The 25,811-nt window shown below is 60.1% G+C and carries 24 protein-coding genes and 6 pseudogenes; 19 read left to right on the top strand and 11 right to left on the bottom strand.

Features of this window, described 5'->3' with window-relative positions; genetic code table 11:
• Positions 1-59: 59 nt before the first annotated feature.
• Both queD and BK660_RS05810 read right to left on the bottom strand, forming a co-directional pair.
• On the bottom strand, positions 60-416 hold the full coding sequence (queD, locus tag BK660_RS05815; protein WP_008152165.1) for a 6-carboxytetrahydropterin synthase QueD: 357 nt from the start codon (positions 414-416) through the stop codon (positions 60-62).
• 84 nt (positions 417-500) lie between these two features.
• The gene (locus BK660_RS05810) at positions 501-1,580 is read right to left on the bottom strand and encodes a patatin-like phospholipase domain-containing protein (protein ID WP_123432466.1); all 1,080 of its coding nucleotides are present in this window, start codon (positions 1,578-1,580) and stop codon (positions 501-503) included.
• Positions 1,581-1,852: 272 nt separating this feature from the next.
• Between BK660_RS05810 and BK660_RS05800 the strand changes: the two genes are divergently transcribed.
• The 4 genes from BK660_RS05800 to BK660_RS05785 are packed head-to-tail and all read left to right on the top strand — an operon-like array spanning position 1,853 to position 4,448.
• Positions 1,853-2,161 (top strand): PepSY domain-containing protein, encoded by a 309-nt coding sequence (locus tag BK660_RS05800; RefSeq protein WP_123432465.1) that lies wholly within the window; start codon positions 1,853-1,855, stop codon positions 2,159-2,161.
• On the top strand, positions 2,161-2,466 hold the full coding sequence (locus tag BK660_RS05795) for a PepSY domain-containing protein (RefSeq protein WP_123432464.1): 306 nt from the start codon (positions 2,161-2,163) through the stop codon (positions 2,464-2,466). The genes BK660_RS05800 and BK660_RS05795 overlap by 1 nt, the downstream gene beginning before the upstream one ends.
• 3 nt (positions 2,467-2,469) lie before the next feature.
• Positions 2,470-3,138 (top strand): response regulator transcription factor, encoded by a 669-nt coding sequence (locus tag BK660_RS05790; protein WP_123432463.1) that lies wholly within the window; start codon positions 2,470-2,472, stop codon positions 3,136-3,138.
• On the top strand, positions 3,135-4,448 hold the full coding sequence (locus tag BK660_RS05785; RefSeq protein ID WP_123432462.1) for a sensor histidine kinase: 1,314 nt from the start codon (positions 3,135-3,137) through the stop codon (positions 4,446-4,448). Before BK660_RS05790 ends, BK660_RS05785 begins: the two co-directional genes overlap by 4 nt.
• Before the next feature lie 148 nt (positions 4,449-4,596).
• Here the strand turns inward: BK660_RS05785 and BK660_RS33775 are convergent, their stop codons facing one another.
• Together BK660_RS33775 and BK660_RS33770 are read right to left on the bottom strand one after the other, a co-directional pair.
• Positions 4,597-5,352, bottom strand: a complete 756-nt coding sequence (locus BK660_RS33775) for a methyl-accepting chemotaxis protein (RefSeq protein WP_371258962.1) — start codon at positions 5,350-5,352, stop codon at positions 4,597-4,599.
• A 102-nt stretch (positions 5,353-5,454) separates the two neighbouring features.
• A pseudogene (locus BK660_RS33770) lies at positions 5,455-5,601 on the bottom strand (HAMP domain-containing protein); the annotation flags it as partial.
• A 1,513-nt stretch (positions 5,602-7,114) separates the two neighbouring features.
• Between BK660_RS33770 and BK660_RS05775 the strand changes: the two are divergent.
• The 3 genes and pseudogenes from BK660_RS05775 to BK660_RS33555 all read left to right on the top strand — a co-directional run bounded on the left by BK660_RS05775 (position 7,115) and on the right by BK660_RS33555 (position 10,311).
• Positions 7,115-8,431, top strand: a complete 1,317-nt coding sequence (locus BK660_RS05775) for a Na+/H+ antiporter family protein (RefSeq protein WP_185044997.1) — start codon at positions 7,115-7,117, stop codon at positions 8,429-8,431.
• A 197-nt stretch (positions 8,432-8,628) separates the two neighbouring features.
• Positions 8,629-9,405, top strand: a pseudogene (locus tag BK660_RS33560) (cache domain-containing protein); the annotation flags it as partial.
• A gap of 84 nt (positions 9,406-9,489) precedes the next feature.
• Positions 9,490-10,311, top strand: a complete 822-nt coding sequence (locus tag BK660_RS33555; protein WP_371258961.1) for a methyl-accepting chemotaxis protein — start codon at positions 9,490-9,492, stop codon at positions 10,309-10,311.
• 147 nt (positions 10,312-10,458) lie between these two features.
• Here the strand turns inward: BK660_RS33555 and BK660_RS05765 are convergent, their stop codons facing one another.
• Both BK660_RS05765 and BK660_RS05760 read right to left on the bottom strand, forming a co-directional pair.
• On the bottom strand, positions 10,459-10,716 hold the full coding sequence (locus tag BK660_RS05765) for a short-chain dehydrogenase (RefSeq protein ID WP_259698481.1): 258 nt from the start codon (positions 10,714-10,716) through the stop codon (positions 10,459-10,461).
• 8 nt (positions 10,717-10,724) lie between these two features.
• Positions 10,725-11,009: a DUF3077 domain-containing protein gene (locus BK660_RS05760; protein WP_123432458.1), complete on the bottom strand. Its 285-nt coding sequence runs from the start codon at positions 11,007-11,009 to the stop codon at positions 10,725-10,727.
• A 321-nt stretch (positions 11,010-11,330) separates the two neighbouring features.
• On the opposite strand from BK660_RS05760, the pseudogene BK660_RS05755 reads away from it, so the two are divergent.
• Positions 11,331-11,510, top strand: a pseudogene (locus tag BK660_RS05755) (arsenical resistance protein ArsH); the annotation flags it as partial.
• Positions 11,511-11,643: 133 nt separating this feature from the next.
• Here BK660_RS05755 and BK660_RS05750 read toward each other — a convergent pair.
• Positions 11,644-13,317, bottom strand: coding sequence for an Ig-like domain-containing protein (locus BK660_RS05750; RefSeq protein ID WP_185044972.1), 1,674 nt, complete (start codon positions 13,315-13,317; stop codon positions 11,644-11,646).
• A gap of 221 nt (positions 13,318-13,538) precedes the next feature.
• A pseudogene (locus tag BK660_RS05745) lies at positions 13,539-14,009 on the bottom strand (substrate binding domain-containing protein); the annotation flags it as partial.
• On the opposite strand from BK660_RS05745, the pseudogene BK660_RS05740 reads away from it, so the two are divergent.
• Both BK660_RS05740 and BK660_RS32560 read left to right on the top strand, forming a co-directional pair.
• Positions 14,009-15,259: pseudogene (locus BK660_RS05740) on the top strand (methyl-accepting chemotaxis protein); the annotation flags it as partial. The pseudogenes BK660_RS05745 and BK660_RS05740 overlap by 1 nt on opposite strands.
• A 217-nt stretch (positions 15,260-15,476) precedes the next feature.
• Complete coding sequence (locus BK660_RS32560; protein WP_185044970.1) at positions 15,477-15,647, top strand: hypothetical protein; 171 nt, start codon at positions 15,477-15,479, stop codon at positions 15,645-15,647.
• Positions 15,648-15,683: 36 nt separating this feature from the next.
• Here BK660_RS32560 and BK660_RS05725 read toward each other — a convergent pair whose 3' ends face one another.
• Positions 15,684-18,050, bottom strand: coding sequence for a cytochrome D1 domain-containing protein (locus BK660_RS05725; protein WP_123432456.1), 2,367 nt, complete (start codon positions 18,048-18,050; stop codon positions 15,684-15,686).
• A gap of 142 nt (positions 18,051-18,192) precedes the next feature.
• Between BK660_RS05725 and BK660_RS32955 the strand changes: the two are divergent.
• Positions 18,193-18,300 (top strand): annotated as a pseudogene (locus tag BK660_RS32955) (LysE family translocator); the annotation flags it as partial.
• A gap of 92 nt (positions 18,301-18,392) precedes the next feature.
• Here the strand turns inward: BK660_RS32955 and BK660_RS05715 are convergent.
• Positions 18,393-19,328, bottom strand: coding sequence for a LysR family transcriptional regulator (locus tag BK660_RS05715; protein ID WP_123432455.1), 936 nt, complete (start codon positions 19,326-19,328; stop codon positions 18,393-18,395).
• A gap of 112 nt (positions 19,329-19,440) precedes the next feature.
• Between BK660_RS05715 and BK660_RS05710 the strand changes: the two genes are divergently transcribed.
• From BK660_RS05710 to BK660_RS05700, 3 genes are all read left to right on the top strand, one after another.
• Positions 19,441-19,926, top strand: a complete 486-nt coding sequence (locus BK660_RS05710; RefSeq protein WP_123432454.1) for a DMT family transporter — start codon at positions 19,441-19,443, stop codon at positions 19,924-19,926.
• Positions 19,926-20,381, top strand: a complete 456-nt coding sequence (locus tag BK660_RS05705; RefSeq protein ID WP_123432453.1) for a DMT family transporter — start codon at positions 19,926-19,928, stop codon at positions 20,379-20,381. The genes BK660_RS05710 and BK660_RS05705 overlap by 1 nt, the downstream gene beginning before the upstream one ends.
• 72 nt (positions 20,382-20,453) lie before the next feature.
• Positions 20,454-20,633, top strand: a complete 180-nt coding sequence (locus BK660_RS05700) for a metallothionein (protein ID WP_123432452.1) — start codon at positions 20,454-20,456, stop codon at positions 20,631-20,633.
• Between the two features lie 132 nt (positions 20,634-20,765).
• Here the strand turns inward: BK660_RS05700 and BK660_RS05695 are convergent, their stop codons facing one another.
• Complete coding sequence (locus tag BK660_RS05695) at positions 20,766-20,993, bottom strand: DUF6555 family protein (RefSeq protein WP_027925433.1); 228 nt, start codon at positions 20,991-20,993, stop codon at positions 20,766-20,768.
• Between the two features lie 146 nt (positions 20,994-21,139).
• Here BK660_RS05695 and BK660_RS05690 point away from each other — a divergent pair, with 146 nt between their 5' ends.
• The 5 genes from BK660_RS05690 (at position 21,140) to mnmH (ending at position 25,724) form a co-directional block, all read left to right on the top strand.
• Positions 21,140-21,919, top strand: a complete 780-nt coding sequence (locus tag BK660_RS05690; protein WP_123432451.1) for an AraC family transcriptional regulator — start codon at positions 21,140-21,142, stop codon at positions 21,917-21,919.
• 270 nt (positions 21,920-22,189) lie between these two features.
• Positions 22,190-22,363, top strand: coding sequence for a DUF1427 family protein (locus BK660_RS05680; RefSeq protein ID WP_081744004.1), 174 nt, complete (start codon positions 22,190-22,192; stop codon positions 22,361-22,363).
• 28 nt (positions 22,364-22,391) lie between these two features.
• On the top strand, positions 22,392-23,348 hold the full coding sequence (locus tag BK660_RS05675) for a quinone oxidoreductase family protein (RefSeq protein WP_123432449.1): 957 nt from the start codon (positions 22,392-22,394) through the stop codon (positions 23,346-23,348).
• A 238-nt stretch (positions 23,349-23,586) separates the two neighbouring features.
• Positions 23,587-24,621 carry a selenide, water dikinase SelD gene (gene selD, locus BK660_RS05670; RefSeq protein ID WP_027925430.1) on the top strand — a complete coding sequence of 345 codons (1,035 nt, stop codon included), beginning with the start codon at positions 23,587-23,589 and terminating at the stop codon, positions 24,619-24,621.
• On the top strand, positions 24,621-25,724 hold the full coding sequence (mnmH, locus tag BK660_RS05665) for a tRNA 2-selenouridine(34) synthase MnmH (RefSeq protein ID WP_123432448.1): 1,104 nt from the start codon (positions 24,621-24,623) through the stop codon (positions 25,722-25,724). Before selD ends, mnmH begins: the two co-directional genes overlap by 1 nt.
• The last annotated feature ends 87 nt before the right edge of the window (positions 25,725-25,811 follow it).

The following is a 25,811-nucleotide window of genomic DNA, read 5'->3' as shown; positions in this document are numbered from 1 at the left end:
ACCGCTTTCGCGAGCAAGCCCGCTCCCACAAGGGGAGTTGTGTTGGCTTCTAGAGCGGATTACTCGCCGTGATAGATGCAGCCGCTGGTGCACGTTTCGTGGATGCGGATCGCGCTGAGCTCCGGCAGCAGGGGCTTCAATTCCTTCCAGATGAATTTGGCCAGCACTTCGCTGGTCGGGTTTTCCAGGCCGGGAATGTCGTTCAGGTAGTTGTGGTCCAGGCGCTCGTAGAGCGGCTTGAAGATCGCCTTGATTTCCGAGAAGTCACGGATCCAGCCGGTGTGCGGATCGAGGTCGCCGCTCAAGTGGATCGCCACTTTGAACGAGTGACCGTGCAGGCGGCCGCATTTGTGGCCTTCCGGTACGTGAGGCAGGCGGTGGGCGGATTCGAACGTAAACTCTTTGAAGATTTCCACAGTGATTTCAGCTCTGTCAGGTGTCGATCGCCGCGGCGATGTGGGCAGGCGGCGAGTTTACCAGAGCTGCGGGCGAAACACTGACTAAAGGGTCAGCAAGCGCTCGCCGAGGCGACCATTGGCGGCCAGTTCGAGGAACTCATCACCCAGGCGTCGGCTTTCATCCATGGCGGCGCGCCAGTATTTCTGCCGCGCCGGCGCGTCGCCCATGAAACGTTTGAAGTCGTTACGGTCCGGCAGTTTGCCGTAGGGCAGGCGTGCCAGGTATTCCTTCGACGGCGCCAGCAGCAGGACATCCTGCAAGCGCGCGGGGCAGGCACGGCGCCACGGCAAGGTCTTGTCGAACCAGCCGGGAATCACCCGGTCGGTGAAATGCGGGTACAGCACGATGTCGTTGCCGCTGTAGGGCAGGTCGAGGTGATAGTCGAGCAGTCCGCCATCGCGGAATGTCCCCGCACCGGCGCCGGGCAAGTCGCGCACGCCTTCCATCACCATCGGGATCGATCCGGACGCCAGCAGCGCCTGGCGCAGGTTGCCGGCGTTCAGCGCAACGAAGCGCGACGGGAAGTCATTCAGCGCATTGACCGGCGGCGCGAGGCGCGGGTCGTGGATGATCAGCCGTTCGAAATGCCGCGACAGCCGCGCACGACCGCGCAGGTTGTCGGCGATCACCGATCCCAGCGCCAGCCCCAGCCGGCCGCGATGATCGTCGGCCAGGTTGCCGTGGCTTTTGACCACCATGATGTTCAGCCGGTAATTCGCGTTGCTCAGGATCGAAGCGTCGCGGCCGTCCAGCAATTCATCGAGCATGCGCTGCGAGCTCTGGCTGATCTGCGCCATGGTCACGCCCTTGGCGAAGTTCTGCTCGGTGTACAGATGCCCGAGGCGCCGGATGCCTTCGGCGGCGTCCGGCAGGCAAGCACTGGCGAAGCGCCAGGAACCGACCGAGGCGCCAATCAGCGAACGTTCGCGGGGGGCGGCCGGTAGCCATTCGCCAAACAACGCCAGGTCCAGCCCTTGAATCCCCAAAGCCTTCGGGCCACCGGCGGCACCGGGCAAGGTGCCGACGTCGGCGGCGCTCAAGCCGTCTTTACGGATGCGCGCCAACGCTCGCGGGCCGGCCTTGAGGGTCAGGGAGGGGAACTTGATGTGGATGGCGGTCATACCGGTCTCGATGGTTGGCAGCTGGGGATTATAAGCAGTTCAAGCAGCACCACCAATCCACTGTGGGAGCGGGCTTGCTCGCGAATGCGGTGTGTCAGATAACGGAGATGTCGTCTGATACACCGCATTCGCGAGCAAGCCCGCTCCCACAGGGTTTCGGGTGAGGTCGGTAATGTCGTGTTGCCATCTTTCATGATGGCAATTCAGTTTCAATTAAGTTCGACTCGCTAAGGTGCCCCCCGTAGGCAACACATAAAAATACGGAGACACCCATGAAAACCCTGACTGCCCTGTTCACCGCCTCGATCATCGCCATGACCGCCAGCCTCGCCCACGCTCGCGACCTCGGGCCCGACGAAGCCCTGAGGCTGCGCGACGCTGGTACCATTGTGTCTTTCGAGAAGCTCAACGCCACGGCTCTGGCCAAACACCCCGGTTCGACGGTGACCCAGACCGAACTGGAAGAAGAGTACGGCAAGTACATCTATCAGGTTGAGCTGCGCGACCCACAGGGCCTCGAGTGGGACCTGGAATTAGACGCCGTCAGCGGCCAGGTTCTCAAGGATCATCAGGATACGTAATGAAGGTGCGTTCATTTTCACGCATGGCGCTGGTGCTTCTGGCGTTTTGCTCGGCGGTGTTGGCCCGCGACCTCGACCAGGACGAAGCCCTGCGCCTGCGCCAGCAAGGGGTGATCCTGCCGCTGGAGCAACTGCTGCAGCAGGCGCTGGATCGCTATCCCGGCTCCAAACTGCTGGAAGCCGAGCTTGAAGAAAAGCACGACGTCTACATTTATGAAGTCGAGTTGCTGACCGCAGAGGGCGTGGTCCGCGAGCTGGACATCGAGGCCGCCACCGGCCGTTTAATCAAAGACAAGGAAGATTGATCGATGCGATTGCTGCTGGTGGAAGACCATGTGCCGTTGGCCGACGAACTGATGGCCGGCCTCAACCGTCAAGGTTACGCGGTGGATTGGCTGGCCGACGGTCGCGATGCGGTCTATCAGGGCAGCAGCGAACCGTATGACTTGATCATCCTCGACCTCGGCCTGCCGGGTTTGTCGGGGCTTGAGGTGCTGAAGCAATGGCGCGATGGCGGTTTGTCGACGCCGGTGCTGATCCTCACCGCTCGCGACTCTTGGGCCGAGCGCATCGAAGGCCTCAAGGCCGGCGCCGACGATTACCTGACCAAGCCTTTCCATCCGGAAGAATTGCACCTGCGGGTTCAGGCGCTGCTGCGTCGATCCCACGGCCAGGCCAATCAGCCGACGCTCAAGGCGGCCGGGTTGCACCTCGATGAAGGCCGTCAGTGCGTGACCCGCGATGGCGCCGACATTCAGCTGACCGCCGCCGAGTTTCGCCTGCTGCGTTATTTCATGCTGCACCCTGAACAGATCCTCTCCAAAATCCACCTCGCCGAACACCTCTACGACGGTGAAACCGAGCGCGATTCCAACGTGCTGGAAGTTCACGTCAACCACCTGCGCCGCAAGCTCGGTCGCAGCGTGATCGAGACCCGTCGCGGTCAGGGTTACCTGTTCGGCGGGGCGGCTCAGTGAGGTCGATCCAGCGCCGCTTGAGCCTGGGACTGATCAGCGTCATGGTCGTCGTCGGCCTGGTGCTGGCGCAAACCAGCCTGTGGCTGTTCGAAATGGGTTTGCAGCGCTACCTCGAAGCCGGGCTGCGCGACGACAGCGAAAACCTGCTGGTGGCGCTGGTGCGTGGCCCGCAAGGCTTGCAACTGGATGAGCGGCACCTGTCACCGGCCTATCAACGTCCGTTCTCCGGGCATTATTTCCGCATCGACTTCGACGATAACCACTGGCGCTCCCGTTCACTGTGGGATCAGGAGCTGCCACGGCTGGAACATCCGGGCCTGCACAGCAACCTGCAACTGGGGCCGGAAGGGCAGCAGTTGCTGGTGTTGCGTTCCGACTATCGACGCCTGGGCCAGTCGATCTCCATCAGCGTCGCGCAGGACTACACCCCGGTGCGCGAGAGCTTCAAGCGCATGCAGCAAGTGGGGCTGGGGTTGGGCCTGGCCGGGTTGCTGCTGATTTTGCTGCTGCAACGCATCACCGTGCGCCGCGCCTTGCGCCCGCTGGAAAAGGCCCGCGAACAGATCGCCCAGTTGCAACAAGGCCAGCGCTCGCAACTGGATGATCAGGTGCCGGTGGAACTTGAGCCGCTGGTGGCGCAGATCAACCATTTGCTCGCGCACACCGAAGACAGCCTCAAGCGTTCGCGCAATGCCTTGGGCAACCTCGGTCACGCCTTGAAAACCCCGTTGGCGGTGTTGTTGAGCCTGGCCTCCAGTGAAAAACTCGACGCTCATCCCGAGCTGCGCAGGGTGATTCAGGCGCAGCTGGAACAGGTCCAGCAACGCCTGAACCGCGAACTCAACCGCGCGCGATTATCCGGTGACGCACTACCGGGGGCGTTGTTTGATTGTGATGGAGAACTGCCGGGGCTGTTGGCGACGCTGAACATGATTCATGGCGAGCACCTGGCGCTCAGCTACCGCGCACCGGCGGGTTTGCAGTTGCCTTGGGACCGTGAGGACTTGCTTGAACTGCTCGGTAACCTGCTCGATAACGCCTGCAAATGGGCGGATGCCGAGGTTCGTTTGAGTGTGGTCGAGACGGCGGGCGGGTTTGAGTTAAGCGTCGAAGACGATGGGCCGGGGATTCCCGAAGACCAGCGGGCTCAAGTGTTCAGTCGCGGTACGCGGCTGGATGAACAAACGGATGGGCATGGGTTGGGATTGGGGATTGTGCGCGACATCGTCGACACGTGGGGCGGGGTGCTGCGGCTGGACGAGAGCGAGTGGGGCGGGCTGAAGGTCGTGATCGAACTCCCCAAGCGCTGACCCCAATCCAAACCCACCAAAGATCTAAGGTGGGAGCGGGCTTGCTCGCGAATGCGCTGTGTCAGATAACAGAGATGTCGTCTGATACACCGCATTCGCGAGCAGGCTCGCTCCCACATTTTGATCTTCAGCGGACGCAATAACCGGGTCAGACGCGGAACTGATCCATCAAGCTCTGCTGCTGATTCGCCAGGCTGTTCAGCGACTGGCTCACCCGCGCCGATTCATTCGCCTGTCCCGACAGCGATTCCGTCACGTCGCGAATCGTCGCCACGTTGTTGTTGATCTCTTCCGCCACTGCACTCTGTTCTTCCGCTGCCGAAGCAATCTGCAGGTTCATGTCGCTGATCACCGTCACCGCATCGCCGATCTGGCGCAGCGCGGTCACGGCCTGGCTGACCTGCTCGACGCTGCCCTGAGCCTGACGATGGCTGTTGTTCATCGAGCCGACCACGTCCTGGGTGCCGCTCTGCAATTGCTCGATCACCAGGCGGGTTTCCTCGACCGATTCCTGAGTGCGGCGCGCGAGGTTGCGCACTTCATCGGCGACCACGGCAAAACCGCGCCCGGCCTCACCGGCACGGGCGGCTTCAATAGCAGCGTTGAGCGCGAGCAGGTTGGTTTGTTCGGCAATCGCGCGAATCACTTCCAGCACCGAACCGATTTTCTCGCTGTTCGCCGCCAGCCCTTCGACTTGCACCATGGCCGCGCTCATGTCGGCGGCGAGGTGGTCGATGCTGGTGGTGGTCTGGTCGATCACGGTCAAACCGCGACGAGTCGCCTGATCCGCATCCTTGGCCGCCTGCGCGGCTTGCGCGGCGCTGCGGGCGACGTCCTGGGCGGTGGCGCTCATTTCGTGGGACGCGGTGGCGACCTGATCGACCTGGCGGTATTGCTGCTCCATGCCGGCGCTGGTCTGGGTGGCGATGGCGGACGACTGGTCCGCGGTGCTGCGCGCGTCCTGCACCGAGCGTTTGACCTCGGCGATGATCGGTTGCAGCTTGTCGAGGAAGCGGTTGAACCAACCGGCCAACTGGCCCAGTTCGTCCTTTTTGTCATAGGCCAGGCGCCGGGTCAGGTCGCCTTCGCCACTGGCGATGTCTTCGAGCATGTGCGCCACGCCGAGGATCGGCTTGGTCACGCTGCGGGCCATCAGCCACACGAGCAACAGGCCGATCAATGCGGCCAGCACGCCGAGGCTGAGCTCGACCAGGGTGCCGGTGGTGTTGCTGTCGTCGAGTTGTTTTTTCAATATCTCGGCCGGGCCGACCAGGACTTTTTCCGGCACGTCGAGCAGCACGCCCCAGGATTTGCCACCCGGAATCGGCTGGAACGGCGCCAGCACTTTCAACTGGTGATCGTTGTGCAGGCTTTCGGTTTTGCTGCTGCTGGCGAGCATGCGGATCAGCTCGGCGCCGTTGGCCTTGTCCACGGTGTCCAGGCGCTGGCTGAGTTTGCTGGCGTCGGCACTGTAGCCGGCGAGCAAACCGACCGGGCTGAGGATGCTGACGTTGGTCTGGCCGTCATAGAGTTTTTTGCTCGCGCCCTGACTCATGGCCTGCAGGCTGTTGAGGTTGATGTCCACCGACAGCGAGGCGATCACTTTGCCGTTGACCATCAGCGGGAACACGATGCTGGTCATCAGCACGTTCTGGCCGTCGATCACGTAGAAGTACGGTTCGATCACGCACGGCTTGAGCGACGTGCGCGGGCAGGTAAACCAGGCGTTGGCCGGTTCGCCGCTGGGGCCGGTGCTGGTGTCGGCCATGTCACTTTCCGGCAGTGCCATGGAGGTGACCTTGCCCGGTGTCGGCTGCGACCAGTACAGGGCGAAACGGCCCTTGTCGTTGCTGCCCAGTTCCGCCTGGCCGGTGAACAGTTCGTCCTTGCCGTCCAGCGCATTGGCTTCGAACACCAGCGACAGGCCGAGCAGTTCCGGGTTGGCTTGCAGCGCCGACTTGACCTGGCGGGTCAGGTCTTCACGCAGGTCGAAAGCGTCGAGAAAGCGCTTTTCCGCCTGATCACGCAGGAACAGCACCTGGCGTGAGAAGCCATGGCCATATTGATAGGCGTCCATGAACTGCTGGCGAATCAGCAGCGCCTGGTTTTCACCCTGGGATTCGATTCGCGCCTGGGCGGCTTCGGTGAGCATCTCCATGCTTGAGGCTTTCACCATCGCGGAGCTGTGCTCCATGCGGTACAGCGAAAGACCCACCAGCAGGGTCACGATGCCGGCCAGGCAAAGCCCGGCCAGCAGGGTGATTTTCCATTGGATGGAAAGTTGTCTTAGTGACATGGAGGCGTCCTTTATTCGATAAATATCTGAGACTTTGCACTGTAGCGGCCGCAATTCTGCTTTCTTTATGCGGTACGCCAAATATCGAGACACACAAACCTGTAGCAGCTGCCGAAGGCTGCGTCCGGCTGCGAAGCAGTCGTAAACCCATTGGTCGCGGTTCATCAGATACACCACATCGCCTGATTTCACGACTGCTGCGCAGCCGGACGCAGCCTTCGGCAGCTGCTACAGGGGCAGTGTTGGCTTTGACAAGGCGGCGGTGCTGCGGCACAGTGCCCGCCCTCTAATAAAACCCATTACTTAATCCGCTGGCGGCTCTTCGCAGACTGCCGGCTGAGCTCATTTCGCTTGCCTTGAGGTAACGATGATTAATGCTGTAATCGCCGCGGTCGGCATCATGCTGATTCTCAGCCTGTCCCGCGTGCACGTTGTGATCGCGCTGATTGTCGGCGCGCTGGTGGGTGGCCTGACCGGTGGCCTGGGCATCGACGCCACGCTCAAAGCCTTCAACAGTGGCCTGGGCGGCGGGGCGACGGTGGCGTTGTCCTATGCCTTGCTCGGCGCGTTCGCCGTGGCGATTGCCAAGTCCGGCATGGCCCATGCCCTGGCGGACAAGGCTTTGGCGATGGTCGATCGGCAACACGCCAGTGGTGGCGGTCAGGTCAAGTGGCTGCTGATCGGTTTGCTGTGGGTGGTGGCCATCGCTTCGCAGAACATTCTGCCGATACATATCGCCTTTATCCCGCTGCTGGTGCCGCCGCTTTTATACGTGCTGACCAAGCTGCAACTGGACCGTCGGTTGATCGCCTGCGTGATGACCTTCGGCTTGATCACCCCGTACATGTTCCTGCCAGTGGGGTTCGGCAACATCTTCCTCAACGAGATTCTGCTGGCCAACGTCGCCCGCAGCGGCGTGGACATCAGCGGCATCAACGTCACCCACGCCATGGGCATCCCGGCGCTGGGCATGGTGTTCGGCCTGGCGGTGGCGTTTTTCAGCTACCGCAAGAAACGCGTCTATGACCTGGAAAAGATCGAGCAAGTCGAACAGGTCGCGGTGCAGTACAACCCGCTGAGCCTGATGGTGGCCGGCGTGGCCATTGTGGCGGCCTTCATTATTCAGTTGTTGCTGGACTCGATGATCATCGGCGCCCTGGCCGGGTTCCTGATTTTCTCGGTGTCGGGCATTGTGAAATGGCGTGAAACCGACGACCTGTTCACCGAAGGCATGAAGATGATGGCGATGATCGGCTTCATCATGATCGCCGCGTCCGGGTTTGCCGAAGTGATGAAAGCCACCGGCCAGGTGCAGACGCTGGTGGAATCCTCGGCCTCGTGGATCAACCACAGCAAGGGCATCGGCGCCCTGTTGATGTTGCTGGTGGGCTTGCTGGTGACCATGGGCATCGGTTCGTCGTTCTCCACCGTGCCGATCCTGGCGGCGATTTTCGTGCCGCTGTGCGTGCAACTGGGGTTCAGCCCGCTGGCCATCGTCTGCATCGTTGGCACCGCCGGCGCCTTGGGTGACGCCGGCTCGCCAGCCTCGGACTCGACCCTGGGCCCGACCTCGGGTTTGAACATCGACGGCCAGCATCACCACATCTGGGACACCGTGGTCCCGACGTTCCTGCACTACAACCTGCCGCTGCTGGCGTTTGGTTGGGTGGCTGCGATGATTCTCTAATCACCGTATATCAAATGTGCGAGCGGGCTTGCTCGCGAAAGCGGTGTGCCATTCAGCATAAATATTGCCTGACACACCGCCTTCGCGAGCAAGCCCGCTCCCACAGGGGGACCGCGCAATCCCCTGAATTCAACTTTTGGCCCGGCGTGCCGTTAAAGCCTTTAACCACGCCAACAAAACCAAAAGAGTGAACCGTCATGCGCATGAGCCTGAAGGCTAAAGTCCTGTCCCTTGCCGTTCTCCCGGTGTTGCTCTTTGCCCTGGTTATCAGCCTGACCACGCTGTTCGTGCTTAAGGAACAGGCACACAAGGAAGTCGAGGAAACGCGCCAGCGCCTGCTCAGCGATGCCAAGGCCACTCTGCAAAGCTACGTGGCCGTGGCCATGACCACGATCAAGCCGCTCTACGACGCCGCCGCCCCCGGCGATGATGCCGCGCGGGCGCAGGTGATCAAATTGCTGTCGGGCATCACCTACGGCAAGGAAGGCTACTTCTTCGGCTACGACTCCAATACGGTTCGCCTGTTCAAGGCCAACAGCCCCGAAGGCGTGGGCCAGAGCTTCAAGGACAACCGCGATCCGAACGGCGTCTACGTCAACCGCGACCTGGTAAAAGTCGCCAAGGACGGGACGCACTACCTGCAATACAGCTCGCCACTGCCCGGCAACACCCAAGTGCTGGTGCCAAAGCTCGGCTACACCGAATACCTGTCGAAGTGGGACATGGCGGTGGGTACGTCGGTCAACCTCGACGGCATCGAAGCGCAAGTCGCGCTGGTGGAAGCCAAGGTTCAGGAACGCATGCAAGGCGTGGTGCTGAGCATCGTCGGAATTGCCGTGGTGGTGCTGTTAATGATCGCGGCGGTCGGCCTGCTGCTGGCCAACACCATCCTGCGTCCGCTGAACATGATGAAAGCCAACCTCGACGACATCGCGGCGGGTGAGGGCGACCTGACCCGTCGCCTGACCATCACCAGCCATGACGAACTCGGCGAACTGGCCGGCTCGTTCAACCGCTTTGTCGACAAGATCCACAGCCTCGTGCGTCAGATCACCGAAATGACCACGCAACTGACCGGGCTGGTGAACCAGGTGTCCGATCAGGCCCAGCGTTCGGACCAGGCCATGGAACGTCAGCGCCACGAGACCGATCAGGTCGCCACGGCGATCAACGAAATGTCGGCGGCGGCGCAGGAAGTGGCGAAAAGCGCGCAAAACGCGGCAGTGGCGGCGCAGCAAACCGACGAAGAAGGTCAGGCCGCCAAGCGCGTGGTCGCGGGCAGCATCGTCAAGATTCATGCACTGGTGGACGACATCCGCAGCAGCGGCGTGTCCCTGGACAGCCTGCAAAAAGACGTGTCGTCGATTGTCAGCGTCCTCGGCGTGATCCGTTCCATTGCCGATCAAACCAACCTGTTGGCGCTCAACGCCGCGATTGAAGCGGCGCGCGCCGGTGAAGCGGGTCGCGGGTTTGCGGTGGTGGCCGATGAAGTGCGGGCGCTGGCCAGTCGCACGCAGATCAGCACCCAGGAAATCCAGAGCATGATTGACCGCTTGCAGGCCGGGACTCAATCGGCAGTGGAAGCCATGCGCCGTTCCAGCGAAGCCGGCGACGGCACGTCCGCCCAGGCCAACGAAGCGGGTGCGTCGCTGGACACCATGGCGCAGCTGATCGGCACCATCAACTCGATGAACGCGCAGATCGCCAGCGCCGCGGAAGAGCAAACGGCAGTGGCCGAAGAGATCAACCGCAGCGTGCATCAGATTGCGGTGGCCGTGGACAACGTGGCGGATGAAACCCAACTCGGCGCACAGACGTCGCGCAGCCTGGCAGACCTCGGCCAGCGCCTCGGCAAACTGGTCGGCCAGTTCCGTATCTGACACTACACACAACCTGTGGGAGCGAGCCTGCTCGCGATAGCGGACTGTCAGCCAACATCAATGTTGGATGTGCCGCCGTCATCGCGAGCAGGCTCGCTCCCACAGGTGAATGTTTTCAAATGTGGGTGGGAGTGAGCTTGTTCGGGGCTAAACCACCGCAGCCCGAATCTGTCGTCCCAACACATCCATCACATCACAACCATCGCGCAACAACATCGCCGCAGCCTTCGCCAATTGCTGCACATCAGCCCCTTTGGCCCGGGTTATGTCCAGACTCGCCAAGCTTTCCATCATCTGCGTCACAGTCAGAAATCGTGAGGCGGCATTGCTGTGCAAGACATCCAGCGGTGCCTGAGTGGAAACAAGTAAAACCGGAACATCACTCTCGTTGTTGGTCATCGGCATGTGCGGGTTCATGCATCACCTTCTGATTTGGCCGCGTGCATGCCGTCGATGGAGGCTTGAACCAATGAGCGTGCGGTGCCGAGCATTTGCTGGCTGGCCCAGCGTAGCGAAGCGCCATGTCCCGGCCGTGTGGCGGTAGGGGCTTGATGGGCGAGAGCTTCTGCGCAACTGAGGTAGACCGAAGCGTGTTCAAGGGCGTCGAGTAGCGGGATGCCGGGTTGAACGGCGAATAGGTGATGGTCGACGTGGTCGCAGGGGGCGAAAGGGGTGGATTTTGTGGTTGGCTCAGCCATTGGTGTAACTCCTTGAAAATCAGAGAGCTACCACTTCATCGCCGTCAAACGAATGGGTGGCAACTGTGTGCAGGTTGACGGACCGGTCCAAGGAACCCGGCGCACTCGAAAGTGCCCCGCACACAGTCACCATATAGCTTTGAATCGAGCACGCGAGTACACGAGCAAAGCAGGGACAATGCGTAACTTGGACTTACCGAGCCGTCAAACCCGATCACGAATGAGTCGTGACAGGCGCGAGGATAGGGAGTGGGGGCAGGGCAGTCAACCAGCGAAAAGCCCGAAACGGCCACTTTGCTTGTAGGTAGGTTCTGGAACTGATTCATGGAATTCGACGAGGCTGGCCGGATGAAACCTTCGGCGTATTACGACCGTGTGATGGAAGAACGGATTAAATTCACATCGCTGGTGCGTGGCCGTGAAAATTGTCTGGTAGACCGTTATTCGGAACGCAAAGAGAGCGCCGAAGCGCTGTCGACCGGAGTATCTGAATACTCCGGCTTTCCAGTTTTCGAAAGGCAACAATACGGTCGGCTGGAGGGCTTTATCTGCCCTCATTCGACGACTGAGTTGGCGCCAGTGAGAGGCTCTGATACGTCGCCATAGCCACAAAGCTATATTTCCCTTAGTTCGATCAAGCGGGTATTAAATACATACCAATGCAGTCTACGGTTACATGAATACTTACCCATGATCTTTTGTTGTAATCATAGGCCTCAGCGTAATCACCTGAGCGTGGCGTTCCGACCCATGCAATAGACCTGGTAGTTCCAGCAAACCCGATCAAACTACTGTAGGAACGTTTTATGACTGCCAACATTGAGGGAGTTATCCGAGTGAATCGAGCATCGCCTGTCAAAATGCGAAGGTATACATCGTAAGTCTGTCCAGCCCACCCCATAAATTGGATGTACCAAACATTGGAGACATCCACAACATAACTCACAGAGTTTAATGCCTCATCGGTGACCGTAATGGTGGCCTGACCATTCTGCAATCCAATCACTTTTCCGTTATCGTCCGCGCTGACTATATTGGGAGAAGAAGAGGTATAACTGAGTTTGCCTACACCGCCCAGCGCCTGACGAATATCCGTATTTCCTATCGCGTCGAGCCCTGAGGGCACTCCATTGGTAATGATCCGCAGTCCATTGAGTACCAGTACGGACGGGTCAATGGTCAACGGGGGACTAGAAACATTCTTGATGGTATAAACCCGATCCTCAAACTTCGTAGCCGTAGCCGGATTACCACTTTTATCCATTGACACCTTGAACTTGAGTATCAGCGGTTTGCCATCCCCGAGGTCCTTTACATAACTGTTGGGCAACTGTTTGGGCCAGAATCCCTGGCTGATCCATGTCGCATTGACCTTGTGGCTTCCGCCGTTCCAGATCGTCAGGTTATGTGCAGTACCATCAGCCTTTTGACCGAACACTTGCAGCCAGACCTGCTGTCCCACGGCGATCGCCGTCCAGAGCAACCCGTGAATAGTCGCGTTTTTGGTGCCCAGCGCCGTTACATCCAGCACCCCTTCGTTCGCCTCCGCCTCCACGATCTTCGGCGGGTTAAGTACTTCCTGGTTCGCATGGATATCTAGAAAAATCGTCGCCGACTGGTTGGTGTTGCGCAACTGATCGAACACCGTGAATCTGATCGGTGTATTGGCACTGTCGCCAATTTGCTGAAAATCGGCGGCGGTCAGTGTCAACGTGATCGGCTTGGCAGGATCGGTGACTTCAAACGTGACGGTCCAGCCCCCAATATCCAGGCGAATCTGGTCGTAAGGCCGCGCAAAGCTGTACTTGAATGTGAGCAGCACCCCCTGCGTCGCCTCTTCTGGTCCGACGCCGTCTGCAACGATGGGGGCGGGTAGGACAAGCGCCATGCCGGCCGGTGCCGGATAACCCGGCGCCGAGTCGTGGTACAACACGGTCAGTTTGAGCGAGTCATCGAAATTACCGCTGACTCGGGTAACCCTGTAGTAGATGTCATTGACACCGTTCACAAACCAGTTCGGCGGCAAATGAAGAAGAAAGCGACTACTTTCCTCCCCTGGAAGGATGGTTTTGGCAACGTTGGTAGCGATGCCGTTGACATACAATCTCACAACGTCGTAAGCCGCCACGACGCTAGTTGTGATCCCAGTGCCGGGATCGATCACCACCTCGAGGCCATTTATCGTAAAAGCGGATTGAGGGATGCCGCCGTGGGCGAGCCCTTCCGGTTGCACCGGTGTTATCCACTCCGGCGTATACACGGGAAACAAGGCGAGGGCGGCGGTCACCGCTTTTGACTGAATGTCCATCGTTAGCTCCAGGGGTGCAGGCATTGGCCGCGTTGAGAACCGAGCCCCATTACACTTTTAGAAGGCGAAGCTGGCTACTGTCAGATCTGACAGGTAATGGCTGTTGTGCGACGAGCGGTCATGCGCCTGTTGTTGACGCCGGCCAATGAAATAACAAAGGATGATTCGGCTGACATCATCCGTTCGATGCCAGATTAATGCCGTATGCGTAGGGCAGGCCGCTACGGCCTGTCCCAGTACGGCACTGCCCCAAAACACTCAACAAAGAAATCAATCACCGTCCGCACCTTCACCGACAACCGTCGGCTGCCCGGCCACAACACCGCGATCTGCTGTGGCTCAAGGCTGTTGGAGACCTGAAAGTCCCCCAGCACCGGCACCAGCGTGCCTTCGCGCACCGCCTCGCCAATCAACCACGACGGAAACATCACCAGTCCCAACCCTTGCTCCGCTGCTTGCACCAGGGTGTCGGCGTGGTTGCCGGTGATCGGCCCTTTGACCGAGTAGGGCGTCCAGTCCTGCTGATCCTTGCGGAAAAACCAGCGTTGCAGGCCGGTCGCGCCTTTGTAGGCCAGGCATTGGTGCGCCGCGAGATCTTCTGGACGTCGCGGCGTGCCGTGGCGTTCGAGGTAGGCCGGGCTGGCGGCGACTTGAAACCGGTGTGGTGCGAGGATCCGTGCCTGCATGCTGGACGCACTACCTGCAATACAGCTCGCCACTGCCCGGCAACACCCAAGTGCTGGTGCCAAAGCTCGGCTACACCGAATACCTGTCGAAGTGGGACATGGCGGTGGGTACGTCGGTCAACCTCGACGGCATCGAAGCGCAAGTCGCGCTGGTGGAAGCCAAGGTTCAGGAACGCATGCAAGGCGTGGTGCTGAGCATCGTCGGAATTGCCGTGGTGGTGCTGTTGATGATCGCGGCGGTCGGCATGCTGCTGGCCAACACCATCCTGCGTCCGCTGAACATGATGAAAGCCAACCTCGACGACATCGCGGCGGGCGAGGGCGACCTGACCCGTCGCCTGACCATCACCAGCCAGGACGAACTCGGCGAACTGGCCGGCTCGTTCAACCGCTTTGTCGACAAGATCCACAGCCTCGTGCGTCAGATCACCGAAATGACCACGCAACTGACCGGGCTGGTGAACCAGGTGTCCGATCAGGCCCAGCGTTCGGACCAGGCCATGGAACGTCAGCGCCACGAGACCGATCAGGTCGCCACGGCGATCAACGAAATGTCGGCGGCGGCGCAGGAAGTGGCGAAAAGCGCGCAAAACGCGGCAGTGGCGGCGCAGCAAACCGACGAAGAAGGTCAGGCCGCCAAGCGCGTGGTCGCGGGCAGCATCGTCAAGATTCATGCACTGGTGGACGACATCCGCAGCAGCGGCGTGTCCCTGGACAGCCTGCAAAAAGACGTGTCATCGATTGTCAGCGTCCTCGGCGTGATCCGTTCCATTGCCGATCAGACCAACCTGTTGGCGCTCAACGCCGCGATTGAAGCGGCGCGCGCCGGTGAAGCGGGTCGCGGGTTTGCGGTGGTGGCCGATGAAGTGCGGGCGCTGGCCAGTCGCACGCAGATCAGCACCCAGGAAATCCAGAGCATGATTGACCGCTTGCAGGCCGGGACTCAATCGGCAGTGGAAGCCATGCGCCGCTCCAGCGAAGCCGGCGACGGCACCTCAGCGCAGGCCAACGAGGCGGGCGCGTCGCTGGACACCATGGCGCAGCTGATCGGCACCATCAACTCGATGAACGCGCAGATCGCCAGCGCCGCGGAAGAGCAAACGGCAGTGGCCGAAGAGATCAACCGCAGCGTGCATCAGATTGCGGTGGCCGTGGACAACGTGGCGGATGAAACCCAACTCGGCGCACAGACGTCGCGCAGCCTGGCAGACCTCGGCCAGCGCCTCGGCAAACTGGTCGGCCAGTTCCGTATCTGACACCACGCAAAACCTGTGGGAGCGAGCCTGCTCGCGAAGAGGCCGTCATGTTCAACATCAATGTTGAATGAAAGACCGCCTTCGCGAGCAGGCTCGCTTGTATGTTTAGACTTGAAGGGGTGGGTGGGACTACAGACTCGATTCTGACTCTGACCAGTACAGACTGTGGGAGACTTCTCCCACAGGTGAATGCTTTCAAATGTGGGAGTGAGCTTGCATGCCCATGCCCATGAGCATGAGCATGAGCATGAGCATGAGCATGAGCATGAGCATGAGCATGAGCATGAGCATGAGCATGAGCATGAGGCACTCACCCACGGCCATCGTCATGTGCATGACGAACATCATTTGCGCTGGACCTGAAAAGCCTTTCGCACGTCAGGACTGAAAATCGAACTGGACCGCATAGGCGCCCGGCGTGCTTTCAAACACCATCTGGTAGTGAGGCAGGCCCCGTATCGCCGATGATATCCATGCCTTCAGCGAACGCTGTCGACTCCGGTTGCAACGGGATGACCCACAATCTATGGTCCCTGTAGCAAGGCACGTAGCCTCGGGTACCATCACGGCTTATGGCGCTTAACAGGGGGTCGATTCCGACGGCAGTTGCCGCCCTGAGTTCCCACGAGAGAGTATCAATCGTGAGAATCCTGTGATCAATGGATGAAACATAGAGCCATCTCCCGTCAGGGCTGAGCGTAAAGAATTGCGCCGAAATGTTGGAAATACTTCGTTCTTTGATCAAAGTGGCTGCATTGAACTTTGCAACGCCACCCCACCCGACTACATATAAGTTTTTTCCGTCCGGGCTGACCGCAACATCACCGACAACCCACTCGGTGGGTAGAGTTCTGCTAACGGTCAACGCGACTGTGTCAATGATGGAAACCGATCTTCCATTATTGTTGCCAACATATACTTCTCTACCATTCGGGGAAATGGTGATCCCGATAGGTTGTAAACCGACCGAAATAGTTTTGATGACTCGTAAACTCGCGATATCAATCACCGCGACTACGCCACCACTAACGGCACTGACGAACGCAAGAGAATCATCCTTACTCAGTACTATGCCATAAGTGTGGTTGGCCACAGGAATGTAAGCTAGTAGCGTAAAGTTACTTGTATCAATAACGTATACTCCTGTCGCCGTATCGCTATAGCTCGTTACAAATGCGCGTGAACCATCTTTATTAAGGACTATTTGACGCGACGACAATCCCGGAATGTTCAGGCGCGCGATAATCTTCAAGCTCGCAGCATCGTATACCTCCACTGCCCCGACTCCCCCGACATATACCTGAGTACCATCCGGACTGAGCGCTGCGCAGTACGGCCACTCGACCACCGCGATGGAACCCACCGGAGCTGACTCCGTAATAACCAGTGCTGCCGTTGCCGTGGCAGTTCTGCTGGAAGCGCTCAATGTATACGTTCCAGACGTAATCGCACCTTTCACACCATTGATGGTGAGCGTGCCATCCGCTTGCGTATTGAAACTGCGAGTACCTCCTGTTCCATCGGCATAAACCGTACCTTCGGGCAGGGTCACGTCGACGACTCCCGCGGATGGCTGACCTGCTCGCGTCAGGATCAATTTGATGGCCTTGATACTGCCTCCCGGGGCAGCGGAAAAGGGATCATTGATGAATTTCACTTCAACATCGGGCAGGCTTTGCCCTTCCACTTGCGCCTTTGCCACGGTGGAAGTCGCAATAACCTTGCCATCCCTGATCTGCTCGTACCAGACCTTCACGAGACTGTCGGCGATGACCTTGGCGTTGGGAATGTCTACAGAAAGTTGCCCCGGCACCAGCTTGATCGGCAACATTACCTCGTGGGTGCTCACCACCGTGCCGTTGAGTTCGGCGGTGAATGTCAGGTGAATTTGATCCTCCGCCTGCCAGACTGTATCGATCAGATGAATCAGCGCCCACAAGGGGCCGCCGTTCATTTTGCCCAAGTCGACCGTGGTCGGGTCGTCACCGTTTTCGCCGAGAACTTCCTGAAGGATGGGCATCTCTAGTACAACGCGATCGAGGTGCACATCAATCCAGGTCGTCTCCGACCAGTGATCCTGCGCATTGAACTGCCCCAAATGCGTCGTGCCTGAAAAGTTGCCCACCTGGCTGACAACGTTGTACCTGATTGGAAAACGCGGGTTGTTTCGGTCCTTGGCGAAATGCGTAGCGGTCAGGGTGAGTACGACCGGCTTTGTCAGGTCGGGCTTGGGATCCGCTGGGGTTGGTTCGATTCGGTGAGTGACCGGCACCCCGCTGCAGTCTACGGTTACCAGGTCATACAGATGTTTATGTGGCCAATCGAGGGTAAGAGTTACGCCTTTTTCCGCCTGCGCGGCATTCACGCTGGTCGGACTGACGTTGATGGTCAGCGCCGGGTGCCCGCCGCCGGGGACCGGGTCGTCACCGCCGGGAGCATAGATGTCGTAGAGCACCAACAACTTCGGTGACTTGTCGCCATTGCCCGAAAGCCGTTCCACCGCGCAATGCAAGCTGTTGACACCCTCCAGCAGCAGGCCTGACGGCAGACGCAACAACACCGGTGCACTGGTATCCATGACAATCTCGCTGGCGACCGGTTTCAGACCGTCGTTTACATACAACTCCACAGTTTCAAACAACGCCTGCCCTTGCCAGGGCCCGAACACCACCGACACTCCCAGCGGGTCCTTGTAGTGGTTGAGGATCGACAGCCCGATATGCGCCACGGGGTGAATGACGGGGTATGTCTTGAGCAAGATTTTCGGAGGCGTTAGGGAAAAAGTGTTCATGACAGTCGCTCGCTCAGGAAGGGGAAAGCCTGTAACTATCAGAGCACTGCGCAGATGTGATGCCTACTGTCATATCTGACAGGTGGCGACGAGTGGTCGGTAGCTCAGGTGCTACTCGAGCACCTGAACGCCGCGTGAAATCATGCGCCGCTGGCTCGCCGAATTCCGTGGCAAGCGAATGTTCAATCGCTGCTGCGCAGGATTGTTGCAGGCGCCGGCTTTAGTGTGGCTGATGACGCAGCGGACCTGAGTAATGGGATCGCTGGAATTCCCTGTCGATTTTCCGGTGGGGGGCTCTGCCCATGACCCTGCAGATTAATGCCGTATGCGTAGGGCAGGCCGCTACGGCCTGTCCCAGTACGGCACCGCTCCAAAACACTCAACAAAGAAATCAATCACCGTCCGCACCTTCACCGACAACCGTCGGCTGCCCGGCCACAACACCGCGATCTGCTGCGGCTCAAGGCTGTTGGAGACCTGAAAGTCCCCCAGCACCGGCACCAGCGTGCCTTCGCGCACCGCCTCGCCAATCAGCCACGACGGAAACATCACTAGCCCCAACCCCTGCTCCGCCGCTTGCACCAGGGTGTCGGCGTGGTTGCCGGTGATCGGCCCTTTGACCGAGTAGGGCGTCCAGTCCTGCTGATCCTTGCGGAAAAACCAGCGTTGCAGGCCGGTCGCGCCTTTGTAGGCCAGGCATTGGTGCGCCGCGAGATCTTCTGGACGTCGCGGCGTGCCGTGGCGTTCGAGGTAGGCCGGGCTGGCGGCGACTTGAAACCGGTGTGGTGCGAGGATCCGTGCCTGCATGCTGGAGTCGTGCAGCGGGCCGATGCGAAACAGCAGGTCGGCGCCTTCTTGCAGCGGGTCGATGTAATGGTCGGTTTGCTGGATGTCCAATTGCAGCTTCGGATAGCGCTCGCACAATTGCCCCAGCCACGGCGTCAGGTGCCGTTGGCCGAACACCACCGGGGCGTTGATCCGCACCAGCCCGCTGGGTTCGCTTTGCTGTTCCTGCAAGGCTTGCTCGGCTTCTTCCAGTTGCACCAGCATCAGCCGCGCATGATGACCGAGCATGCGCCCGGCTTCGGTGGGCGAGACGGCGCGGGTATGGCGGTAGAGCAATTGTTGGTTAAGGGCTTGTTCCATCAATTGGATCTGCCGGGAAATCGAAGAGGGCGCCAGGCCCTCGCGCCGCGCCACCTCGGAAAAACTGCCGTGGTCGAGCACGGCGACAAACAGCCGAAGTGCCTTGAATCCGAGTTCGTTGAGACCGTGCATGGTTCATCCCGCTGTGCGGATTACGCAAAAGTGTTGTCAGGATGCTCCCATTTATCGCAAAGCTCTGCCACCGGATAATGCCGGCCATTGTTTCTACAGGCAGGTTGCCCTTATGCAAGCGTCTTCAATCGACACCGCGGTCACACCCGCGACCAAACCAGGCCTGCGGCTGTTGCTGTTGCCGCTGGTGATCCTCGCCGGCATGGGCCTTTCCGTGGAGGCTGGGTTGCTCGGGCCGCTCGGGGTTCAGGTCGGACATTTATGGGCGACGTTGAGCATCTTCGGGGTCGGCTCGGCGATTCTGTTTTTGCTGCTTTTGCTCAGCGGCCCGCAACAAGGCCCAGCGCTGAACACCTTGCCGCGCTGGCAGTTGATCGGTGGCTTTCTCGGGCCGATCTATGTGGTGGTGCTGACCCTGGCCACGCCGCACATCGGCATTGCGATGACCATGATCGCGATCCTCTGCGGGCAGGTCGGCAAAAGCGTGCTGATCGACCACTTCGGCTGGTTCGGCGCCAGTCGCAAAAAGGTCAACGGTGAACGCTGGCTGGCGTTGCTGTTGATTGTCGTGGCACTTGTTCTGATCGCTCGGGGTTGATGATGAATCTGATTATTTTGTTGGCCGTGATCGTCGCGGCCGGTGCGGTGTTGAGTGTGCAGGCGGCGATCAATGGTCGTCTGGGCGAAACGGTGGGTGTGTTGCGCAGCAGTTTGCTGACCTTCGTGGTGGGCGCGGTGGTCACCGGGCTGCTGATCCTGTTTTTCGAGCCGGCGCAGGCCGTGAGCTTGCTCGACGTGCCGAAATGGCAGCTCAGCGGCGCGTTGTTTGGCGTGGTGTACATGATGGTCATGGTCGGCGCGGTGCCCAGGGTCGGGACGGCGGTGGCGACCGTGGCGGTGATTGTCGGGCAACTGGGCATGGGCATGCTGATCGACAATTTCGGCTGGCTGGGCAATCCGGCCATCGACCTGTCGAACAGCCGGATCGTGGCGATGGCGTGCCTGGGGCTGGCGTTGGTGTTCATGTATCGCAGCAGCACCCGGCAGGCCTGACACAAACTCCTACACTGGTAAGACGGGCCGCGCGTGCGGCACCCCGACGACCACACCAATGGAGTCTGACTCATGATCAGCAGTGACAGTATCTGCGAATGTCCCCAATGCTCGTGCAAGCTGGGCGAGCATCCGATAGCGCGCCACGGTAAACACTATTGCTGCGAAGCCTGCGCCAAGCACCATGAACATGGCGAAGAATGCTCCAGCAAGGGCTGCAAGTGTGCTCATGGGAGTCGTGCTAAAACCTGATCTTGTGGCGAGGGAGCTTGCTCCCGCTGGACTGCGCAGCAGGCCCACTTTTGGGGGCGCTTCGCGACCCAACGGGACGGTGCGGCGTTCCGACAAGCCCCCTCGCCACAGGTGTTCATCCGCTCTGTTTTATTAACTCGCCGGCCGCCACTTCACATTCTCGACCCCGAACTTCTCCGCCATCGGTTTGCTTGTCTTTTGCACCTTCTCTCGGCCGAATCGCGGGATCCTGCCCACTCCGGCGTCGCAGCTCGCCCAATGCCAAGCCTCCGCGTTGTCCATCTTGTCCAGGCGGATGATGAATGACTTGGGGACGCCATGAAGGGTGTATTCAATGACGAATAGTTTTGCGTTGTTCATAAAGCCCGTATTCCTCCCTGTGGTAATAGAAGGATCGTTTGGGATACGGAAAATTCAGTCTTATTGTCAGACGGCGGCAGCCAGTGGCGACAAGGCCGTGGGCTGGTTACCATGCAAGACCTGAAAACCTCAACGATTGCTGCCCCATGGCCCTTGCCGCGCCCCCTGACCTGAGTGACACCGATGTGCCCGTGCAACCGCTGGCGCGCACCTACCCTCGTGGCCTGTTTATCGAGCCGCACGAGCATGTCTGGGGCCAATTGCTGTATGCAATGAGCGGGGTGATGTGGGTTGAAACGCCTCACGAGGCGCTGGTGGTGCCGCCGCAACGGGCGGTATGGCTACCGCCGGGCGTGCCTCACGGGATTCGTGTGGTCTCGGACTTGCAGATGCGCAACATCTACCTGCGGCCATCATTGGCGGCCACGCTGGAAAAGAGTGTTCAGGTGATTGAGGTCGGCGGTCTGCTGCGGGAGCTGATCGTCGGGCTGGTGGAGCAGGGCGACAATGGGGCTGCGGAGTATTACGAAGCGCTGGTCGGCCTGGCGCTGTTGGAGCTTAGACGAGCCAGGCGCTCTCTGTTGAAAATCCCGTTGCCGGATGATTCCGACCGGCGCCTGATGAACCTTTGTCAGGCGGTCATGGCTGCACCATCGCTGGACATACCGTTCGAACAACACGCTGAAAATGCTGGTGCCAGCGTGCGCACCCTGGCGCGGTTGTTCAAGGACAGTCTGGGCATGGGCTTCGCCGAGTGGCGACGACAGGTGCAACTGGCGACGGCGGTGGCTGAGTTGATTCAGGGCGTGCCGGTCAACGCAATCGCCCGCGAGCTGGGTTATTCGCCGAGCAGCTTCAGCGACATGTTCCGCCGGGAACTGGGTGTCGCGCCTTCGCAATTCTCCAGTCATCACCAAACCCTGTAGCCGCTGGCCCAATCCTGTGGGAGCGAACTGTGGCGAGGGGGCTTGCCCCCGTTGGATTGCGAAGCAGTCCTCCTTATAAATCTCGGATGAAGCAAAAAACTTGTGAGCGCTGCGCACTCAAACGGGGGCAAGCCCCCTCGCCACAGTGATACGCCAACTTTTACAAATTTGCCTTTAGCGCTTTGGCCGAAATTCAGAAGCACTTGGCCGGTGCCCGCTTTCACCTCGCACTAGACTTTGGGCCTGTCTTCATTGCCCCCGGAGTCCGCCATGAGCTACCTCATCTCACTGGTCATCGGTCTGGGCGTCGGTTTGCTCTACGGCGCACTGGATTTTCGTTCCCCCGCACCACCGGCCATCGCGTTGGTCGGGCTGCTTGGCATGCTGGCCGGCGAAAAGTTGTGGCCGATGGGCCGGCAACTGGTCGCTGGCTGGATCTCCTGAACCGTTCATTTATTCCATGGAATCGCTCATGAAAGCATTGCAGTTCGACAAAACCGGCGACCTCTCGGCCTTGCGCTACGTTGACGTGCCGACTCCGGTTCCCGGCGCCGATGAAGTGCTGGTACAGATCAAGGCCGCCGGCCTCAACCCCAGCGATGTGAAGAACGTACTCGGACGTTTTCCCTACACCACGTTGCCACGGATCCCCGGTCGGGATTTTGCCGGTGTCGTGGTTGAAGGTCCGCAGGCGTTGATCGGCCAGGAAGTCTGGGGCACCGGGCGTGAACTGGGGTTCTTTGCCGACGGCTCCCATGCGCAATTCGTCAAGCTGCCGGCCAACGGCGTGGCGCTCAAACCGACCCACCTGAGTTTCGCCCAGGCCGCCAGCCTCGGCGTGCCCTACACCACGGCGTGGGATGCGTTGGAGCGCAGCGTGGTGACGGCGCAAACGCGACTGTTGGTGATCGGTGGCGGGGCGGTGGGCAGCGCGGCGTTGGCGCTGGCCAAAGTACGCGGCGCCCAGGTGCTGGCGGCGGCGCGGCGACCGGAGCAGGTCAAGGAATTGCAGGCTCAGGGCTATCAGACATTGCAACTGGATAAGCCTGAGGACTTGGGCGCTCAGGTGAACACCGTGTATCGCGGCGGCGCCGACGTGATTTTCGACACCACCGGGTTCTGGCTCCCGGCCTCGGTCGCGGCCCTGGCAACCTTCGGCCGCATCGCCATCATCGCCGCGCCGGTGGACGGCATGGTGCAACTGCCGGCCCTGGCGCTGTATCGCAAGGGCGGTTCGGTGGTGGGGATCAACTCGTTGCTGTATGGAGTTCAGGCGTGCGCGGCGATGCTTGATCAGTTTGGCCAGTTCTTTGATCAGGATTTGTTGCCGTTGCCGGAAGGCTTGTTTGAGTCGCCGTTGGCGCAAGGGCTGGAGCGGTATACCGAAGTGAATCAGGGTAGCGGTGAAAAAGTGATTTTACTGCCATAACCCAATCAAAATGTGGGAGCGGGCTTGCTCGCGAATGCAGTGTGTCATTCAACATTAATGCTGAATATGCCGGCCTCTTCGCGAGCAAGCCCGCTCCCACAGTGGATCTGTGTCGGGCACAAGATCTCAGTTCACTTGAGATCAACTGTGGGAGCGAGCCTGCTCGCGAAGAGGGCGGCACAGTCGCCATCAACCTCGTCTGCTAGAATCGGCCGCATTGATCCCACAAGGTGCACCCATGAGCGAGCCGATTCGTCTGACCCAATACAGCCACGGCGCAGGATGCGGTTGCAAAATCTCGCCCCAGGTTCTGGAAGTGATTCTGGCCGGCAGCGGGGCGCAGAACCTCGACCCCAAACTCTGGGTCGGCAACGCCTCGCGCGATGACGCGGCGGTGTACGCCATTGATGAAGAGCGCGGCGTCGTCTCGACCACTGACTTCTTCATGCCCATCGTCGACGACCCGTTCGATTTCGGTCGTATCGCCGCCACCAATGCCATCAGCGACATCTACGCCATGGGCGGCGACCCGCTGATGGCCATTGCGATCCTCGGCTGGCCGGTAAATGTGCTGGCGCCGGAGATTGCCCGGGAAGTGATTCGCGGCGGCCGCTCGGTCTGCGACGAGGCCGGAATCCCGCTGGCCGGTGGGCACTCCATCGATGCACCGGAACCGATCTTCGGCCTGGCCGTCACCGGGCTGGTGGAAAAGCGCCACATGAAGCGCAATGACACGGCCACGGCCGGCTGCCTGCTTTACCTGACCAAGCCACTGGGCATCGGCATCCTCACCACCGCCGAGAAGAAGGGCAAGTTGCGCACCGCCGACATCGGCCTGGCCCGCGACTGGATGTGCACGCTGAACAAACCGGGTAGCCGTTTCGGCAAGCTCGACGGCGTCACCGCGATGACCGACGTCACCGGGTTTGGTCTGCTGGGGCACCTGGTGGAAATGGCCGACGGCAGCCAACTGACCGCCCGCATCGAATACAACCGCGTGCCGCGCCTGCCGGGCGTCGAGTATTACCTCGAGCAAGGCTGTGTGCCGGGCGGGACACTGCGCAATTTCGACAGCTATGCCAGCAAACTGGGACGGCTCCAGGAACTGCACAAACGCGTGCTGTGCGATCCGCAGACCAGCGGTGGCCTGCTGATTGCGGTCACCCCCGAGGGCAATGAACGGTTCCTCGCGGTGGCGGCCGAACTAGGCCTGAACCTGGAACCGATCGGTGAACTGGTTGAGCGACAGACACACGCGGTTGAGGTGTTTTGATGTCGATCGACTTCACCGATTACCGCGAAATCTTTCTCAACGACCGGCCGATGATGGATGCGCGCGCGCCGGTGGAGTTCATCAAGGGTTCATTCCCCGGTGTGGTCAACCTGCCGCTGATGAATGACAACGAGCGCCAGCGCATCGGCACTTGCTACAAGCAACACGGGCAGCAGGCCGCCATTACGCTGGGGCATCAACTGGTGTCCGGCGAGATCAAGGCCGAGCGCATCCAGGCCTGGACCGACTTTGCCCGGGCGCACCCCGAGGGGTATCTGTATTGTTTTCGCGGCGGTTTGCGCTCGCAGATCGTCCAGCAGTGGCTCAAGGACGAGGCCGGCATTGACTATCCCCGGGTCGGTGGCGGCTACAAGGCCATGCGCACCTTCTTGCTCGACACCCTCGATCAGGCGGTCACCCAATGCGATTTCGTGTTGCTCGGCGGCATGACCGGCACCGGCAAGACGGAGGTGCTGACGCAGTTGAGCAATGGGCTGGACCTTGAAGGCCACGCCAATCATCGCGGCTCCAGCTTCGGCAAGCGCGCGACCGGGCAGCCGTCCAACATTGATTTCGAGAACCGTCTGGCGGTGGATGTGCTGAAAAAGCGCGCCCATGGCATTGAGCAGTTTGTGCTGGAAGACGAGAGCCGGGCAGTCGGCAGTTGCGCCTTGCCGTTGCCGCTGTATCAGGGCATGCAGCAGTTTCCGATGGTCTGGCTGGAAGACAGCCTTGAAGGGCGCGTCGAGCGGATTTTGCGCGACTACGTGGTGGACTTGTGTGCCGAGTTCATTGGTGTGCATGGCGATGAGGGATTTGCGCGGTTTTCCGAGCGCTTGCTGGAAAGCCTCAACAACGTGCAGAAACGCCTGGGTGGCGAACGCCATCGGCGGATGTTGATTCTGATGGAAGAGGCCTTGGCGGAGCAGGGCCGAAGCGGTGTGGTGGACCTGCACCGGGGCTGGATCGAAGGGTTGCTGCGTGAATATTACGACCCGATGTATGCGTTTCAGCGGGAGAAGAAAGGCGCGCGGATTGAGTTTGCGGGGGAGAAGGGGGCGGTTCTTGAGTACCTGCGGGAGCGGGTGAGCCAGCAACATTAAGGTTGTTTTGGCCGGCCTCATCGCGAGCAGGCTCACTCCTACATTAGATCTTCACTGAACACAGATTTTGTGTACGACCGAGAACCA

Origin of the sequence: Pseudomonas brassicacearum, from assembly GCF_003732265.1 — a bacterium.
Classification (GTDB): domain Bacteria; phylum Pseudomonadota; class Gammaproteobacteria; order Pseudomonadales; family Pseudomonadaceae; genus Aquipseudomonas; species Aquipseudomonas brassicacearum_D.
The sequence above is the reverse complement of the archived record's forward strand: the minus strand, read 5'-3'. Positions and strand labels throughout refer to the sequence as shown.

What these genes read in the sequence shown, in the direction of transcription:
- BK660_RS05810 (WP_123432466.1), bottom strand. Translation starts at nt 1,580, where the DNA reads ATGACCGCCATCCACATCAAGTTCCCCTCCCTGACCCTCAAGGCCGGC.
- BK660_RS05800 (WP_123432465.1), top strand. Translation starts at nt 1,853, where the DNA reads ATGAAAACCCTGACTGCCCTGTTCACCGCCTCGATCATCGCCATGACC.
- BK660_RS05795 (WP_123432464.1), top strand. Translation starts at nt 2,161, where the DNA reads ATGAAGGTGCGTTCATTTTCACGCATGGCGCTGGTGCTTCTGGCGTTT.
- BK660_RS05790 (WP_123432463.1), top strand. Translation starts at nt 2,470, where the DNA reads ATGCGATTGCTGCTGGTGGAAGACCATGTGCCGTTGGCCGACGAACTG.
- BK660_RS33775 (WP_371258962.1), bottom strand. Translation starts at nt 5,352, where the DNA reads ATGGAGCAGCAATACCGCCAGGTCGATCAGGTCGCCACCGCGTCCCAC.
- BK660_RS33555 (WP_371258961.1), top strand. Translation starts at nt 9,490, where the DNA reads ATGACCACGCAACTGACCGGGCTGGTGAACCAGGTGTCCGATCAGGCC.
- BK660_RS05765 (WP_259698481.1), bottom strand. Translation starts at nt 10,716, where the DNA reads ATGCCGATGACCAACAACGAGAGTGATGTTCCGGTTTTACTTGTTTCC.
- BK660_RS05760 (WP_123432458.1), bottom strand. Translation starts at nt 11,009, where the DNA reads ATGGCTGAGCCAACCACAAAATCCACCCCTTTCGCCCCCTGCGACCAC.
- BK660_RS05750 (WP_185044972.1), bottom strand. Translation starts at nt 13,317, where the DNA reads ATGGACATTCAGTCAAAAGCGGTGACCGCCGCCCTCGCCTTGTTTCCC.
- BK660_RS32560 (WP_185044970.1), top strand. Translation starts at nt 15,477, where the DNA reads ATGCCCATGCCCATGAGCATGAGCATGAGCATGAGCATGAGCATGAGC.
- BK660_RS05725 (WP_123432456.1), bottom strand. Translation starts at nt 18,050, where the DNA reads ATGAACACTTTTTCCCTAACGCCTCCGAAAATCTTGCTCAAGACATAC.
- BK660_RS05715 (WP_123432455.1), bottom strand. Translation starts at nt 19,328, where the DNA reads ATGCACGGTCTCAACGAACTCGGATTCAAGGCACTTCGGCTGTTTGTC.
- BK660_RS05710 (WP_123432454.1), top strand. Translation starts at nt 19,441, where the DNA reads ATGCAAGCGTCTTCAATCGACACCGCGGTCACACCCGCGACCAAACCA.
- BK660_RS05705 (WP_123432453.1), top strand. Translation starts at nt 19,926, where the DNA reads ATGATGAATCTGATTATTTTGTTGGCCGTGATCGTCGCGGCCGGTGCG.
- BK660_RS05700 (WP_123432452.1), top strand. Translation starts at nt 20,454, where the DNA reads ATGATCAGCAGTGACAGTATCTGCGAATGTCCCCAATGCTCGTGCAAG.
- BK660_RS05695 (WP_027925433.1), bottom strand. Translation starts at nt 20,993, where the DNA reads ATGAACAACGCAAAACTATTCGTCATTGAATACACCCTTCATGGCGTC.
- BK660_RS05690 (WP_123432451.1), top strand. Translation starts at nt 21,140, where the DNA reads ATGGCCCTTGCCGCGCCCCCTGACCTGAGTGACACCGATGTGCCCGTG.
- BK660_RS05680 (WP_081744004.1), top strand. Translation starts at nt 22,190, where the DNA reads ATGAGCTACCTCATCTCACTGGTCATCGGTCTGGGCGTCGGTTTGCTC.
- BK660_RS05675 (WP_123432449.1), top strand. Translation starts at nt 22,392, where the DNA reads ATGAAAGCATTGCAGTTCGACAAAACCGGCGACCTCTCGGCCTTGCGC.
- selD (WP_027925430.1), top strand. Translation starts at nt 23,587, where the DNA reads ATGAGCGAGCCGATTCGTCTGACCCAATACAGCCACGGCGCAGGATGC.
- mnmH (WP_123432448.1), top strand. Translation starts at nt 24,621, where the DNA reads ATGTCGATCGACTTCACCGATTACCGCGAAATCTTTCTCAACGACCGG.